Below are 15,878 nucleotides of genomic sequence, written 5' to 3' on the forward strand. Positions count from 1 at the left end.
CGCCTTTCACAGGATCGCGCGCGGATCGGGCCCCTTGCGGGCAAGGATCGTCAGGTTGTTGGCCGGCATGTCCACCACCTCCAGCGAGAAATCGAGCACCGTCAGAACGGTGCGCAGAACCTCGACGTCCTTGTAGCCTATGCCCGGATCCTGCGCGCGCAGGCTTTCGTCAAAGGTTCTGTCCCCGTCGCTGGCGTAGGCCCCATCGCGCAGGAACGGCCCGTACAGCGACAGGACGCACCCCGGTCCGAGGGCGCGCGCCGCCTCGTCCAGCAGGATCGACATTTCGGCGTCGGAAATCAGGTGCAACAGGTTGACGACGACGATGGCATCCGCTGCCTCCGCCTGTGCCCAGCCGCGCTGACACGCATCGAGATCACCGGCGGGGGCGACGTTGGGCAGCCCCTTGCAGCGGGCATCGATCGCGATGCGGCGCATGGGGTCAGGCTCCGTCGGGTAGAAGGTCAGGTCCGGCCGGTGTGCGGCAAGTGCCGCGATATGCTGGCCCGTGCCGGAGGCCAGCTCCAGCACATCGCCCCGACGCGGCAGGCGCGGCAACAGAACATCGAGGATCGGACCAAGGTTGCGCGCCGCGGACGGGGCAGACATCAATCCGTCGTCATCCGCGGCAGTCGCGCTGTCGGGAAGGGACAGCTTCCTCATGCGAGGAACCGCGCGGGGTCCGTCGCCGCCAGGGTCGCCGTATCAAGTTCCGATGCCCGCCCCGCAACGCGATCAGCCACGAGGCGCGATGCCGCGGGGGCCGTCTGAAACCCGTAGCCCCCCTGCCCCGCCACCCACCAGAAGCCCGCATTCTCCGACGGGCCGAGCGCCAGGCAGCGGTCCGGCGTGAATGTCCGCAACCCTGCCCAGGACGACAGCGGCCGCGTCAAATCCACGTCCAATGCGGTGGCATAGCGGTCGAGCCCTTCTGCCAGCGCCAGATCCTCGGGGTAGGCATCCATCGGGGCGCAGGGCTCCTCATCGGCGGGTGACACGATCAGGGCACCGGCGTCCGGCTTGGCATACCAGCTTTCGCCGGCGCCCAGCATCATGGGCCAGTCGCGCACGTCCTGTCCCGCGGGGGCCGCGATACGGGCGACGGACCGGCGCAGCGGCGTCAGGCCAAGCGGTGCGATCCCGGCCAGCAGGGCAACCTGATCGGCCCAGGCGCCCGCCGCGTTGAACACCATGCGCGCGGTCACGGAGATCTCGCCCGACCTGATCCGCCAACCATCGCCGTCCTGCACGATCCGCGTCACGGGGCGCCCGACATCGACCGTTCCACCGGCGGCGCGGATGCGGCGGACGGCACGCTGCTGCATCGCGTCGGTGTCCAGATCGAAGGCACCGGGATGATAGGCCGCCCGCGTGATTGCCTTCGACAGCGGTGGAACCATGGCGCGCGCTTCGTCCAGCGACATCGCGGTCAGGCACATCGCCCGGTGATCCTTGTCGAAAGCCGCATCCTGCCCGGCCATGCCAAGCAGCATCAGGCCGCGCGGGGACAGGTCGCCATGGGCCTCATGCTCCGCCCTCGAGGCGCGGTTGAGCGCCATGACAGGCGCAAGGCCATAGGCTTCGTCGAACAGGGCGGCGGACCGGCCCGATGTATGCATCCCGAGGTTGGCCTCTGCCTCCCACAGGGTGACGTGGCCAAGCGACGCAAGGGCCGCGCCCGTCGAAACACCGGCGATGCCGCCGCCAATAACCAGAAAATCCGTATCCATGGCTTCGACTCATACATGGCGCGAGGGATTCGTCCCAACCGATGATGGAAAACATGCATTTGCGGCGAAGGGATACCCCCTGGCTGGCGAAAAATCGCTCAGGCCTCCTCCAACCTGTCGGTGGCGGGCGCGGGTGTCGGCGTCAGCGCCGCAATGCGGGCATAGAGATCATCATCCAGCGTGACGTCGAGCGCCGCGAGGGATGGCGCGAGTTGCTCGGTCGACCGCGCGCTGATGATCGGCGCCGTGACACCGGGGTGGCGCATGGCCCAGGCCACCGCAAGGGTCGCCGGTGCCATCCCCGCATCCGACGCAAGATCGGACAGGGCCGCCGCCGCCGCATGCATCCATTCCGGACCGTATCTTGCGGCGTACCGGTCATCGGTCGTCAACCGGCCGGACCCACCGGTGGCGTATTTGCCGGTCAGCAACCCGCCCCCAAGCGGGGAATAGGGCACGACGGCGATATCCTGATCCATTGCCATCGGCAAGATCTCCACCTCGGCCTGGCGTTTCACGAGGGAATACATCGGCTGCATCATCTCGATCTTCAGATCGAACCGGGCGGCGACGGCCTGCGCCTTCATCACCTGCCACGCGGCGTAATTCGACACCGCCACATGGCGGATCGTTCCCGCCTCGCGCAACCCGGCCAGCGTCTCGAAGGTTTCCTCCAACGGGGTCTCACCATCCCAACGGTGCATGTAGAGGATGTCGACGACATCGACCTGCATGCGTCTGCGACTGTCATCCATGCTGCTCAGGATGACATCCCGAGAGGCCCCGCCCGTGTAGGCAGCCTTGGTGGCGACGATGACCTTTTCGCGCTCGGACGCGATGCAGGCGCCCAGCAGGGTTTCGGACGCGCCGTCGGTGTAGACATGCGCGGTATCGAAGAAGGTGACACCCTGCGCGCGGCACGCATCATACATCGCGTGGCTGGCCGCGGCGTCAGCCGTCCCGCCGAACTGCATCGTGCCGAAACACAGGGGTGAAAGCGGGGTGCCATCCAGGCTGGTGATGTCGGTCATGCCCGCAGCCTAGCGGGCGCTGGCCGCGCCGCGCAAGCAATTCGCTTGACGCGCCGCCCGCCAATTGGATCAGATCGGATTACGCCGGGATTGGGAGGTCACGATGCGGGATCATGAGGAACAGGCCGAGCCTGTCTGGCTGTCGGAGGAATCCTGCAACCTGGAGGCGTTCAAGGCGCATCTCGACCGACAGACACGGGCGGCCGATTACCCCGAAGCCGACGAGATCATCCGCAACATCCCCGTCTACGACGGCGACCGGGTGCGCGGGGCGCTGACCCACGCACCGCGCGCGCTGATGGCGGAATGGAACCGCTGTTTCGCGACCGGACCGGGGATCGTCGCGGTGCGTCGGGGTTTCGCGGATACGGGCCTGATCGACGCGGTCACCGACATCCTGTCGCAGGTCATCGCGCAGGAGGAAGCGACCGGAGGCGGCACGGGCGATCATTTTGCAGGTGCCGGCGCCAACAGCCGGTTGTGGAACGCGCATGAAAAGCTGGCCATGGCCGCGCCGGAACTGTTCGTGCGCTACAACGCCAACCCGATCATCGGCGCGCTGGCCGAAGCGTGGCTCGGCCCCGCATGGCAGATGACCACGCAGGTCAATGTCGTGCGCCCGGGCGGCCGCGCCCAGGTTGCCCATCGCGACTATCACATGGGGTTCCAGACGGCCGAGGATCTTGCCCGCTATCCCGCGTCGCAGCATGCCGTCTCTGCCCGACTGACATTACAGGGCGCGGTCGCGCACAGCGCGATGCCAGTCGCGTCCGGGCCAACCAAGCTGCTACCCTATTCGCAGAGCTATCTGCCCGGATACCTCGCGGTGCTGCGACCCGAGTTTCGGGACCACTTCGAGGCGGCGCATGTCCAGCTGCCGCTCGAAAAGGGAGATCTTCTGTTCTTCAACCCCGCCACGTTCCACGCGGCTGGCGACAACCGGTCCGAAGATCTGCAGCGCTTCGCCAACCTGATGCAGATCGGCTCTGCCTACGGGCGTTCGATCGAGATCGTGGACCGGTCGCGCCTGTCGCGACAGATCTATCCCACGCTGTTGCGGATGGTTCAGGCGGGACAGCTTGACCCCCAGGACAGCGCGAGCGTCATCGCCGCCACCGCCGAGGGTTATCCGTTCCCCGCAAACCTCGACATCGATTCGCCCCTGTCCGGCATGGCCCCACCCAGTCAGCAGGACATCATGCGACAGGCGTTGAACGAAGGCTGGGACGCGGCGCGTTTTGCCGATGCGCTGGCCGTTCAGGACGGGCGCAAGCGATCGCATTGACGGGCCACGCCCGGATCATCCGGCGCGTCGCAGCGTCCCACCGAATGCCTTGCGGTGTTGCGACGGGGAAATGCCGCGAATCGACCGAAAGGCCCTGCGGAATGTCTCCTGACTGGCGAAACCGGCCGTTTGCGACAGGTCGTCAAGTCCAAGGTCCGTCGTCTCCAGCAGGTCAGCGGCAAGGGCGACGCGTTGCCGTGCCAGCCACTTCTGCGGCGTCTCGCCGGTCACCTCGGACATGCGGCGCAGGAATGTTCGCTCGCTCAGTCCGGCATGGTCCGCCATCTCCGCAATGGACCACTGCCGGTCGAGGTTTGCGCGCACAATATCCAGCAATTGCGAAATCTGGCCGCCCCGCTGCGGCGGCACGGGGGCTGGAATGAACTGTGCCTGTCCGCCTTCGCGCATCGGCGCCATGACCAGCCGCTTGGCCACGACGTTGGCCTTGGCCGCCCCGAAATCCTGCCGCACGAGGTGCAGGCACAGGTCGATCCCCGCCGCCGACCCCGCCGAGGTCAGCACCGCGCCGTTGTCGATGAACAGGACGTCGGGCCGCACCGTGACCTGCGGATAACGCGCGGCCAACGCGTCGGTATAGCGCCAGTGGGTCGTCGCCTCGGCCCCGTCCAGCAAGCCGGCGGCGGCCAACACGAACACGCCCGAACAGATCGACGCGATCCGGGCGCCGCGCGCGTGGGCGTCGCGCAGCACCTCGCACAGATCCTCCGGGACGGGCGTGTCGATGCCGCGCCACCCCGGCACGAGGATCAGGCTGGCCTCGCGCAGCACGTCCAGGTCATGATCCGCCGCAACGGCGATCCCCCCGGTGGCATGCAGCGGCCCGGCCTCGGCGGCGACGACGCGGTGCCGATACCATGTCGTGAACTCCGGACGTGGCAGGGCGAACACCTCCAGCGCGATGCCGAACTCGAACATGCACAGCCCGTCATAGGCGAGGATGCAGGCCAGCGGGCGCGGGGCGGCGTGATTGGCGGGATCTGACCGGTCTTTGTCCATCCCGCCAGTATGCCGATCCCGCGCGTTTTGCCAAGATGGCATCATCACATCGCTGAAGGAGCCTGAAGATGACCGCCACGACCCCCAGCCCCGTCGCCGCAACCCCCGCCGCCCGTCCCGCCGATGCGCTGGCCCATTTCGCCGCCCGCCTGACGTTCGAGACGGATTGCTGGGACACCAACGCCGCGCTGCGCGCCGGGGCCGACGACTTCGTCCTGATCGACGTGCGCTCCGCGGACCTCTACGCCCAAGGCCACCTGCCCACAGCCATCCACCTGCCGCACGGCAAGATGACCGCGCGCAGGATGGCCGCATGGCCCGAAGGCACCCTTTTCGTCGTCTATTGCGCGGGCCCCCATTGCAACGGTGCCAACAAGGCCGCCGTGCGCCTCGCCACCCTTGGCCTACCGGTGAAGGAGATGATCGGCGGCATCACCGGTTGGATCGACGAAGGGTTCGCCCTCGTCGAAGGCGCCGCCGCTGCCCCCGCCCAGAAACAACCTGCCCTCGCCTGAAGATACCCCAACGCGTTTCGCCCCTGCGGGGCAAGACGCCGCACCAAAAGGAAAAAGACCATGAACATGCCAAACGCCATCGTCTGGTTCGACCTGTTCGTCGACGATATCGCGCGGGCCACCGCCTTTTACGAGGCCGTCCTCGCCCGCAAGCTGGAACCGATGGAGGATCCGACGGGCGAATCCGAAATGATGAGCTTTCCCGCCGACATGAACAGCTACGGCGCCGCCGGGGCCCTGACCAAGGCCGCCCACGGGCGCCCCGGTCCGGGGGGCACCGTCATCTATTTCGCCTCGCAGGACACCGCCGTCGAAGAGGCGCGCGTCGCGCAGGCGGGCGGCGTGGTCATCCGGCCCAAGTTCTCCATCGGTGAATTCGGCTGGGTCAGCCTGTGCCAGGATACGGAGGGCAATATCTTCGGCCTGAACTCGATGGCCTGAGGCACCTTGCCAAAGAAAAACGCCCGGCGGGATGTTCCGCCGGGCGTCGTCGTTCGCATGGTCGTCCGCGATCAGTTCGGGATGTCGCCGGTGAGGCCTTCGACATAGAAGTTCATGCTGGCCAGATCGCCGTCCGAGGCGACTTCACCATCGGCCAGCCAGACGGAGCCGTCCTGCTTGTTGATCGGGCCGGTGAACGGGTGATAGCTGCCGTCGGTGATGGCGGCGATCATGGCCTCGGCCTCGGCCTTGACCTCGGCGGGCACGGCGTCGGTGATCTCGCCGATGACGACTTCGCCCTCGGGCATACCGGCCCAGGAGGCGGTCTGCTCATAGGTGCCGTCGATCAGGGCGCCGACCCGCTTGATGTAGTAGGGCGACCATTCGTCGATGATCGACGCGATGCGCGGGCTCGGCTTGAACGCCGCCATGTCGGATGCCTGACCAAAGGTGAACACGCGGCCCCCGTTTGCGTTGGCTTCCTGGGCTGCGGCCTGCGGCGCGGTGGAATCGGTGTGCTGCAGGATGACGTCGACGCCCTGGTCGATCATGGCGCGTGCGGCGTCGGCCTCCTTGGCGGGGTCGAACCAGGTATAGGCCCAGGTCACGACCATCTCGACGTCGGGGTTCACCTTCTTGGCGTGCAGATAGCTGGAGTTGATGCCCTGAATGACCTCGGGGATCGGGAAGGACCCGATATATCCGATCTTGTTCGTCTCGGTCATGTGCCCGGCGATGGTGCCGGTGATCGCGCGGCCCTCGTAGAAACGCGCATCATAGGTCGAGACGTTCGGGTGCTCGCGCTTGTAGCCGGTGGCATGTTCGAACATCACGTCCGGGAACTTGGCCGCGACCGCGTTGGTCGGGTCCATGTAGCCGAAGCTGGTGGTGAAGATGATGTCCGCGCCGCCAAGGACCATCTGGGTGATGACCCGCTCCGCGTCCGCGCCCTCGGGAACGTTTTCCTGGTAGACGGTCTCGACCTGATCGCCGAATTCCTCTTCCAGCGCGAGACGGCCCTGATCGTGCTGATAGGTCCAGCCGCCGTCGCCGATGGGGCCGACGTAGACGAAGCCAGCCTTGACGGGTGTATGTCCATCGGCAAAAGCCGCGCTGCCGAGGCCAAGGGCGATCGCGCCGGCCAGAAGTGCCTTGAGTGTCATTCTCGTCTCCCGTTGAATCGTTATCGTTGCCAGCAAACTCTGACAGGCGGGCGGCGGTGACAAGCCCTGCAAGGCGTCAAACGGGGGGCACACCGCACAGGAGACGCGCAACCGCCCAAATAAAAGGCAGTGGCGCAGCGCGCGGGGGCCGCGCCCCGCTCAGGCCGAGGCGTGGAACGGTTTGGCCAGATCCGCCGGGGCATCGCCCCCCTTGCGTCCACGGCGCGAGATCAGAACGAGCACGAGGATCGTCGTCAGATAGGGTGCCGCGCTCAGGACCTCGACCGGGACCGTCGCGCCGGCCGTCTGCAGGTTCAGCTGCAGAACCGCGATACCGCCGAACAGGTAGGCCCCGATCAGCACCCGCTCCGCACGCCAGGACGCGAAGACCACGATGGCCAGCGCGATCCACCCCGCGCCCGCCGTCATGCCGTCGGTCCACTGCGGCACCCGCACGAGGGACAGATACGCCCCGCCAAGCCCCGCGCAGGCGCCGCCAAAGGCGATCGCCAGCAACCGCACGCGCCGGACATTGTAGCCAAGCGCATGGGCGGCATCGTGACTTTCGCCCACCGCGCGCAGGATCAGACCGGCCCGCGAATATCGCAGGAACGCCCATATCCCGCCCACCAGGGCCAGGGAAACGTAGACCATCGGGTCATGGCCGAACAGCACACGCCCGAAGAACGGGATGTCGGACAGCGGTCCGAGATCGATGCGTTGCAGGCTGTCGACCTTGATGCCCACGTATCCCTGTCCCAACAGGGACGACAGGCCGAGGCCGAACAACGTCAGCGCAAGGCCCGTGGCAACCTGGTTGGACAACAGGACCTGCGTCAGGAACCCGAACAGAAGGGCCATCACGGCCCCGGCCACCATCGCCGCGCCAAAGCCCAGCCAGAGGGACTCCGTTTCGATTGCCGCGATGAAGCCGCAGGCCGCGCCCATGATCATCATCCCCTCGACCCCGAGGTTCAGGACGCCGGATTTCTCGACCACCATCTCGCCCAGCGCGGCCAGCAGGATCGGGGTGGCCGCGACCATCAGGGAGGCGATCAGCAGGGTGGGTGAGATCGAGGACAGGTCCATCAGGTCACCCCATGGGCAGAGTTGCGCAAAAGCAGCGTGGCGAGCACGGCACCAAGCAGGCCAACGGCCACCGCGTTGCGCCACAGCCTGCGGTGCGCCACGTCGATCCCGCTACGGCCGATCCATGCAAGAAAGCCGTCCGATGTCAGATAGCGGAAACCGACATAGGCCAGCGCCATTGCGATGATGTCGGGCATGACCTCGCCGCCCCCGAAGGCCGCGGCAAGGGCCAAGAGGCCGGCCGTCATGGCCCCGCCGATTGCAACGCCGGCCAGACAGACGACACTGCGTCGTGCAAAGGCGGTCATGTTGGCTGCCCCTGGGCGATGCGAAGGCGGAAGTTGGAAAAGACATCGATGCCCAGCAGGAAGAACAGCAGCATCCCCTGAAACGCGCTGATCGCCGCGATGGGCAGGCCAAGGTTCGTGGCCGCGTTGTCGCCGCCTACGTAGGTCAGCGCCATCAACAGACCCGCCGCGAGGATGCCCACGGGGTTCAACCGCCCGAGGAACGCCACGATGATCGCGGTAAAGCCATAGCCCGACGCGAAATCGATGCTGATCTGGCCCGCCGGTCCCGTCACCTCGAACAGGCCTGCCATTCCCGCCAGGACACCGGCGATGCCGAGGCAGAACACCACCAACCGCGCGGGCCGAACCCCGGCGAAGGCGGCGGCGCGGGGGGCCGACCCGGTCAGCTTGATCTGAAACCCCATCAGGTGCCGTGCCAGCATGATCTGCGCGCCGATGACGGCGATGAAGGCCAGCACCACGCCCCAGTGCATCCCCGTGCCCGCGATCAGCTCCGGGTTGGCGGCCGCGTCCCAGCGGGCAAGGTTGCGTGACCCGGGAAAGCCGACGGCCTCGGGGTTGCGCAACCACGACACCGCCGCCGAGGCGAGGACGTTCTCGGCCACGTAGACCAGCATCAGCGACACGAGGATCTCGTTGGTGCCGAACCGTATGCGCAGAAACGCAGGGATCATGGCCCATGCAAATCCGCCGAGCGCGCCGCACAGGATCATGAGCGGAAAGATCAGGACCGACTCGCTGGGATAGAATGCAAGGCCCGCCGCCGCACCGCACAGGGCACCGATGATGTATTGTCCTTCGGCACCGATGTTCCAGATGCCCGCACGAAACCCCATGGCAAGCCCGACCGCGATCAGGATCAGGGGTCCTGCCTTGACCAGCAATTGTCCGCGGAAATACCACGCGAACTCGCCGAAGACGGGATCCCAGAAGATGGTCCGGATGGCGAGGAAGGGATCCTTGCCAAGGGCCGCGAACATCAGGCCCCCGGCAACCATCGTCAGGGCCACGGCCACAATGGGCGAGGCCGCGGCCCAGGTACGCGATGGCGTCGGGCGACGCTCCAACCGGATCACGACGGCTGGCCCTTGACAGTGATACGCGCCATTCCGCCAGGGGTGTCCTGCCTATGCATCGGCCATCTCCAGGTCATGGGCACCGCCCAGCATCAGGCCGATCCGCTCGATCGTCAGGTCGGCCGTCGGGACCGAGGCGCCGAGGCGCCCCTCGTTCAATGCCGCGAACCGGTCCGATACCTCCAGCAGCTCGTCGAGGTCCTGACTGATGACGACCACACCGGCCCCCGCGGCGGCAAGATCCAGAAGGGCCTGCCGGATCGCCGACGCGGCGGCCGCGTCCACGCCCCAGGTCGGTTGATTGACCACGAGGACGCGCGGCCCCTGCAACACTTCGCGTCCGATCACGAACTTCTGCAGGTTGCCCCCCGACAGGCTGCGCGCGGCGACGCCGGGGCCGGGCGTGCGCACGTCGAACTGTGCGATCACATCCTGCGCAAACCGGCGGGCCGCACCCCAATCCAGAAATCCGCGCGACAACAGGCCCATCCGCGCGGATCCCGTCATCGCGGCATTCTCCGTCAGGGTCATGTCAGGGGCGGCGGCATGGCCGAGACGTTCCTCGGGGCAGGTCAGCAGACCGGCGGCGCGACGCGCGGTCGGGCCAAGGCGCGACACGTCCCGTCCTTGCAGAACCACGGCCCCCTTCGCGGACAACCGCTCTCCGGACAGGGCGCCCAACAGTTCATCCTGCCCATTGCCCGCGACACCGCCGATGCCCAGCACCTCACCCGCGCGCAGGGTCATCGAGACATCGCGCAAGGGCGTTCCGAACTGCGACACCGGTGGCAGGGACAGGCCGGAAACCGACAGCAGCGTCTCGCCTGCCGTCGTCCCGCGCGCCTTCGGCGCGACAAGCTTGGTGCCCACCATCATCTCGGCCATTTCAGCGGCAGAGGTGGCCGCGGGATCGCAGTCACCCACGACCTTGCCTGCGCGCAGAATGGTCGCCGCGTCGCACAGGCTGCGAATTTCTTCGAGCTTGTGCGAGATATACAGGATCGCCGTTCCTTCGGACGACAGCTTGCGAAGCGTGGCGAACAGGATCTCCACCTCCTGCGGGGTCAGGACCGAAGTCGGCTCATCCATGATGAGCAGGCGGGGATCCTGCAGCAGGCAACGGACGATCTCGACACGCTGACGTTCGCCCGCGGACAAATCACCAACGCGGCGATCCGGGTCCAGCGGCAGGCCATAATCCGATGACACCTTGCGAATGCGCGCCGCCAGATCGCGCAGGGGCGGCGCATTTTCCATCCCCAGACCGACGTTTTCCGCGACGCTCAGCGCTTCGAACAGGCTGAAATGCTGAAACACCATGGCAACGCCCGCCGCCCGTGCGGCCTTCGGCTCTGCCGGGGCATAGGCGGCCCCGTTCAGCGTCATGGTGCCCCGGTCGGGTTTGACCAATCCGTAGATCGTCTTGACCAAAGTCGACTTGCCGGCACCGTTTTCGCCCAGAAGGGCATGCACGCCCCCCCGCTCGATGGCGAAAGAGACATCCTCGTTGGCGACCACGCCGGGATAGGCCTTGGTCAGCCCGTCAAGTGTCAGCAATGTCGTCACCGGAACGTCCCTTCGACCGTCGTATCAGACGGCTGTTGCGACAGTAACCGCGCGGCCACGCCGACGGCAATGGCCTGCGGGTGCTTGCCCAGCGTCGGATCCCCGATCGGACAGGCAATCCGGTCCATTTGGTCACGCGCATGGCCCAGCGCGACCAGCCGCGTGCGAAACCGCGCCCATTTCGTCGCCGACCCGATCACGCCGCAGGTGCGGAACCCATGCGTCAATGCCGCATGGCACAGCGCAAGATCGATGTCGTGACTGTAGGTCAGGATCAGATGCTCGGCCGCGGGCGGGGCATGGGCCATCGCGCGCGGCATGTCGGCGGCGGCTAGGGGCGCCACACCCGGCGGCAGGTCGGGCATGCGGTCCGGTTCGTCGATGCAGGTGACGGACATGTCCGGGATCGGGGCGAGGATCGCGCAAATCGCCTGACCGACATGCCCTGCCCCCCAGACCCAGATCGGCCGGGTGGACCCTGCAGACCCTTCCAGCATCCAGCCGTCACGCAACAGATCCGCCGCGTCCCGCCCCGTCGGCGCGGGTGCCGTCCCCTCGACGCGTCGCAACCACGGCAGAACCGGCATTTCCGGGATCCGTTCCACCACGAGGGTGACCGCACCACCGCAGCATTGGCCCAGCGCGGGGCCCAGGGCCATCCGCTCCACCCGCGTTCGGCCGTCCTGCAGGACGGAACGGGCCAGGGACAGGGCATGCCATTCCAGCGCGCCCCCCCCGATGGTTCCCGAAAACCCGTCCTCCCACACCAGCATCTCCGTGCCTGCCGCGCGCGGGACGGAGCCGCGCGCCTCAGCCACCACGACACGCGCCAACACGCCATGGCGGGCCAGGCCCGCCTGCAACCGCGCGGTGTCGATGCTCATCGCCGGGCGCGTGCCGCCATCAGGACACGTTCGGCCGTCGCGGGGGCGTCCAGCATCGGATAGCCGTCGCCGAGCGAGGACAGAGCATCCGACAGGGCCAGAAAGACGCTGATCCCGTGCATGAACGGCGGCTCGCCCACCGCCTTGGAGCGATAGACCGTCTCCTCGCGGTTGGCATTGTCGTACAGATGCACATTGAACACCTCGGGCGCATCCGACGCGCAGGGTATCTTGTAGGTCGCGGGCGCATGGGTCCGCAGGCGGCCGACGGCGTCCCAGACCAATTCCTCGGTGGTCAGCCATCCCGCGCCCTGCACGAAGCCCCCCTCGACCTGTCCGATGTCCAGCGCGGGGTTCAGCGACGCCCCTGCATCATGCAGGATATCGGTCCGCAGGATACGGTTCTCGCCGGTCAGGGTATCGATCACGACCTCGGAACAACTGGCCCCGTAGGCAAAATAGTAGAACGGGCGCCCCCTGCCTGCCTCGCGGTCCCAGCTGATGTCCGGCGTGGCATAGAACCCGGTCGACGACAGGGACACGCGGGCCATGTAGGCGCGCTGCGCGGCCTCCTCGAAGGGGTAATCCGCACCGGCGACCTGAACGCGGTCATCGGCAAAGACGACCTGCGACACGTCCGCCTGATGTTCGGCGGCAAGGAAGGCGGCGATCCGGTCGCGGATCGTATCGCAGGCGGCCTGCACCGCCATCCCGTTCAGATCCGCGCCAGATGACGCCGCGGTGGCGGAGGTATTGGGCACCTTCCCCGTATCCGTCGCCGTGATCCGCACACGCGCCGGGTCGCAGCCAAAGCGCGACGCCGCCACCTGCGCCACCTTCGAATGCAGCCCCTGACCCATCTCGGTGCCGCCGTGGTTCAGGTGGATCGACCCATCCGCGTAAACATGCACGAGGGCGCCCGCCTGGTTCAGGTGGGTCAGCGTGAAGGAAATGCCGAACTTGACCGGCGTCAGGGCGATACCACGCTTGAACACCGGATTGGCGGCGTTCCACTCGGCCACGCGGGCCCGTCGGGCGACGTAGTCACAGCGCTGCGCCAGGTCGTCCACCATCGCGTTGAGGCAGAAATCCGACACCTCCTGCCCGTAGTGGGTCCGTCCGTTCCGTGTTTCGGCAGCCCCGCGGGCAACCGGACCATCACCGCCGGCATCATCGTAGAAATTGAGCTGCCGCACCTCCAGCGGATCGCGGCCGACGGCATGGGCGACATGATCCAGCACACGCTCGATGCCGATCATGCCCTGCGGGCCGCCGAACCCGCGAAAGGCGGTCGCCGACTGGGTATTGGTCCGCAACCGCCATGACGTCACCTCCATGGCGGGAATGTCATAGGCGTTGTCCGCGTGCAGCATCGCGCGATCCGCTACCGGCAGGGACAGGTCCTGCGACCAGCCACAACGCACCCAGTGGCGGAACCGGACACCCAGAAGACGTCCGTCATCGTCAAAGCCGACATCATAGCCGATACGGAAATCATGGCGCTTGCCGGTGACGAGGAAATCATCGTCGCGGTCATACCGCATCCGACAGGCCCGGCCGGTTCTGGCCGCGGCGCAGGCACTGGCGATGGCCAGCGCATTGCCCTGGCTTTCCTTGCCGCCGAAACCGCCGCCCATGCGTCGCACTTCGGACCGCACGGCATGCATGGGCAGGCCAAGCGCATCGGCCACCTTGTGCTGTATCTCCGTGGGATGCTGCGTCGAGGTCAGGACATGCATCTCTCCGCCCTCGCCGGGCAGGGCCAGGGCCGCTTGTCCTTCGAGGTAGAAATGTTCCTGCCCGCCGATCTCGAACAGGCCTTCCAACCGATTGGGCGCCCCGTCGAGGGCCGCATCGACATCGCCGTCGGACCAGACACGGGGGCCCCCGTCGAACCATGCCTCGGCGGCCATCGCGTCTTCGACGGTCAACAGGGGCGGTGTCTCGGTGACCGTGGCGACATGTAGGCGCGCGGCGCGGCGGGCCTGCAGATGGCTTTCCGCGACGACGATATAGAGCGCCTGCCCCGCGTAGTGGATATCGCCGGTGCATAGCAGCGGCTCATCATGATTGCTGGGAGAGCAATCGGGCATCGTCGGGAAATCGTCGGCGGTCAGCACCGCCACGACCCCCGGCGCGGCGCGCACGGCCGACAGGTCCAGCGCCTCCAGCCGTCCACTGGCGATATCGGACAGGCCGAAGGCAAGGTGAAGACACCCGGCCGGTGCTGGAATATCATCGGTGTACCGCGCCGCGCCGGTCACATGCAGACGGGCGGATTCGTGCGGCAGGGGACGCGCAACGCTCATGCCCGCACCTCCAGCACCGATGCAGGCGGGGCCGTGCCGTCCCCAAGGTGGCCTGCGGTCAGTTGGTGATAGACCCCCATCAAGGTGCCGCGCGCCGCCTCCAACCGATAGCCGGCGCTGGCCCGCATGTCGGACAGCGGCTCGAAATCCTCCTTCAGGGCCTCGGCGGCGTTCGCGAAGACCGTCTCCGACACCGCCTGCCCGTTCAGTACGGCTTCGGCATGGGACGCGCGCTTGGGCGTTCCGGCCATACCGCCAAAGGCAATGCGCGGCGCGGAGATACGGCCATCCGTCACCGGCAGGTTGTAGGCCGCGCAGACGGCGGAAATGTCCTGATCGAACCGTTTGGAAATCTTGTGGCAATAGAGGCTGTCGGACTGACGCAAAATCGATACCGCCTCGACGAATTCGCCGGGCCTGCGATCCTGCTGGCCATAGGCGATGAAGAAATCTTCGAGCGGCAGATCGCGCCGCGCATCCCCCTGCCGCAAGTGCAGCGTCGCGCCAAGTGCGATCAGGGCGGGCGGACTGTCCCCGATGGGGGACCCGTTGGCAATGTTGCCCCCGATGGTCGCCGCATTGCGGACCTGAACGGACCCGTATCGCCGCAGCAGTTCGGCAAAGGACGGATGGTACGGGGCAATCGCGTGCCGCACGGTTTCCATGTCGGTCATGGCACCGATGCGGATGCTGTCGCCCGATACCGCAATGCCGCGCAGGTCATCGCAACGGTTCAGGAAGATCACCTGTCCCAGATCGCGAAACTGCTTGGTGACCCAGAGACCGACATCGGTGGCGCCGGCAACCAGCGTGGCATTCGGGTTCTCGATGTAGAGCGCGGCAAGGGCATCGCCGGTGGTGGGGGCGAAGGGGGGCTCTGCCCGCGGGCCTGCGGCCCCCGCCGAGGTATTTTCCGCCAGAGGAAGGGCCTCGACCATATGCGCGGGAACCGGGACGGCCTGTGCGGCGCGGGCGGCGCGCAGGATCGGCGCATAGCCCGTGCATCGGCAGAGGTTGCCCGCGATCTGATCTGCGTGATCCGTGTCCCCACGGGCATGGGCCGCCGCCATCGTCGTCACGAAACCCGGCGTGCAGAAACCGCACTGGCTGCCGTGTTCCTCGACCATGGCCTGTTGCACCGGGTGCAGCGTGCCATCCGGGGCGGCCAGCCCTTCGACCGTGCGCACGGCCTTGCCCGTCAGCTGCGGCAGGAACAGGATGCACGCATTCAGCGCCCGTGGCACCCCGTCCGGTCCGGTGACGATCACGGAACAGGCACCGCAATCGCCCTCGTTGCAGCCTTCCTTGGTGCCGGTCAGGCGGCGCGTCTCGCGCAGCCAGTCGAGAAACGTGGTGGTCGGGTCGTCGCAGTGCGCGGTCGCGTCCTGCCCGTTCAGGCGGAAAGGGATCTCCATATGGCTCTGGCCCGCCGCAATACAGGTTTGGCCTCAAACCCCCTCC

At 67.1% G+C, this 15,878-nt stretch carries 15 protein-coding genes; 3 read left to right on the top strand and 12 right to left on the bottom strand.

Features of this window, described 5'->3' with window-relative positions; all coding sequences use genetic code 11:
• Positions 1-6: 6 nt before the first annotated feature.
• The 3 genes from V6N07_RS16595 to V6N07_RS16605 form a co-directional block, all read right to left on the bottom strand.
• Positions 7-609: a DUF938 domain-containing protein gene (locus tag V6N07_RS16595; protein ID WP_371157829.1), complete on the bottom strand. Its 603-nt coding sequence runs from the start codon at positions 607-609 to the stop codon at positions 7-9.
• A gap of 50 nt (positions 610-659) precedes the next feature.
• The gene (locus V6N07_RS16600; RefSeq protein ID WP_371157831.1) at positions 660-1,730 is read right to left on the bottom strand and encodes an NAD(P)/FAD-dependent oxidoreductase; all 1,071 of its coding nucleotides are present in this window, start codon (positions 1,728-1,730) and stop codon (positions 660-662) included.
• A 98-nt stretch (positions 1,731-1,828) separates the two neighbouring features.
• Entirely contained in the window at positions 1,829-2,761 is a 933-nt protein-coding gene (locus tag V6N07_RS16605; protein ID WP_371157833.1) for an aldo/keto reductase, read from the bottom strand.
• A gap of 103 nt (positions 2,762-2,864) precedes the next feature.
• On the opposite strand from V6N07_RS16605, the gene V6N07_RS16610 reads away from it, so the two are divergent.
• A complete protein-coding gene (locus tag V6N07_RS16610; RefSeq protein WP_371157835.1) occupies positions 2,865-4,046 on the top strand; it encodes a phytanoyl-CoA dioxygenase family protein in 1,182 nt (393 codons plus the stop codon).
• A gap of 15 nt (positions 4,047-4,061) precedes the next feature.
• On the opposite strand, the gene ftrA is transcribed toward V6N07_RS16610, so the two are convergent.
• A complete protein-coding gene (gene ftrA / locus V6N07_RS16615; protein WP_371157837.1) occupies positions 4,062-5,063 on the bottom strand; it encodes a transcriptional regulator FtrA in 1,002 nt (333 codons plus the stop codon).
• Between the two features lie 68 nt (positions 5,064-5,131).
• Here ftrA and V6N07_RS16620 point away from each other — a divergent pair, with 68 nt between their 5' ends.
• Positions 5,132-5,578 (top strand): rhodanese-like domain-containing protein, encoded by a 447-nt coding sequence (locus tag V6N07_RS16620; protein WP_371157839.1) that lies wholly within the window; start codon positions 5,132-5,134, stop codon positions 5,576-5,578.
• A 60-nt stretch (positions 5,579-5,638) separates the two neighbouring features.
• Entirely contained in the window at positions 5,639-6,019 is a 381-nt protein-coding gene (locus V6N07_RS16625) for a VOC family protein (protein WP_371157841.1), read from the top strand.
• 71 nt (positions 6,020-6,090) lie between these two features.
• On the opposite strand, the gene V6N07_RS16630 is transcribed toward V6N07_RS16625, so the two are convergent.
• From V6N07_RS16630 to xdhA, 8 genes are all read right to left on the bottom strand, one after another.
• Entirely contained in the window at positions 6,091-7,182 is a 1,092-nt protein-coding gene (locus V6N07_RS16630; protein ID WP_371157843.1) for a BMP family ABC transporter substrate-binding protein, read from the bottom strand.
• 159 nt (positions 7,183-7,341) lie between these two features.
• Positions 7,342-8,271, bottom strand: coding sequence for an ABC transporter permease (locus tag V6N07_RS16635; RefSeq protein ID WP_371157845.1), 930 nt, complete (start codon positions 8,269-8,271; stop codon positions 7,342-7,344).
• On the bottom strand, positions 8,271-8,579 hold the full coding sequence (locus V6N07_RS16640) for a hypothetical protein (RefSeq protein WP_371157847.1): 309 nt from the start codon (positions 8,577-8,579) through the stop codon (positions 8,271-8,273). The genes V6N07_RS16635 and V6N07_RS16640 overlap by 1 nt, the downstream gene beginning before the upstream one ends.
• The gene (locus V6N07_RS16645) at positions 8,576-9,658 is read right to left on the bottom strand and encodes an ABC transporter permease (RefSeq protein WP_371157848.1); all 1,083 of its coding nucleotides are present in this window, start codon (positions 9,656-9,658) and stop codon (positions 8,576-8,578) included. Before V6N07_RS16645 ends, V6N07_RS16640 begins: the two co-directional genes overlap by 4 nt.
• A 51-nt stretch (positions 9,659-9,709) precedes the next feature.
• Positions 9,710-11,224: an ABC transporter ATP-binding protein gene (locus V6N07_RS16650; protein ID WP_371157850.1), complete on the bottom strand. Its 1,515-nt coding sequence runs from the start codon at positions 11,222-11,224 to the stop codon at positions 9,710-9,712.
• Positions 11,221-12,108, bottom strand: coding sequence for a xanthine dehydrogenase accessory protein XdhC (xdhC, locus tag V6N07_RS16655; RefSeq protein ID WP_371157852.1), 888 nt, complete (start codon positions 12,106-12,108; stop codon positions 11,221-11,223). Before xdhC ends, V6N07_RS16650 begins: the two co-directional genes overlap by 4 nt.
• Positions 12,105-14,417: a xanthine dehydrogenase molybdopterin binding subunit gene (xdhB, locus tag V6N07_RS16660; RefSeq protein WP_371157854.1), complete on the bottom strand. Its 2,313-nt coding sequence runs from the start codon at positions 14,415-14,417 to the stop codon at positions 12,105-12,107. The genes xdhC and xdhB overlap by 4 nt, the downstream gene beginning before the upstream one ends.
• On the bottom strand, positions 14,414-15,832 hold the full coding sequence (gene xdhA, locus V6N07_RS16665; RefSeq protein WP_371157856.1) for a xanthine dehydrogenase small subunit: 1,419 nt from the start codon (positions 15,830-15,832) through the stop codon (positions 14,414-14,416). Before xdhA ends, xdhB begins: the two co-directional genes overlap by 4 nt.
• Between the last annotated feature and the right edge of the window lie 46 nt (positions 15,833-15,878).

The sequence above is a fragment of the Jannaschia sp. 2305UL9-9 genome (assembly GCF_041403465.1).
In the GTDB taxonomy this organism is placed as follows: domain Bacteria; phylum Pseudomonadota; class Alphaproteobacteria; order Rhodobacterales; family Rhodobacteraceae; genus Jannaschia.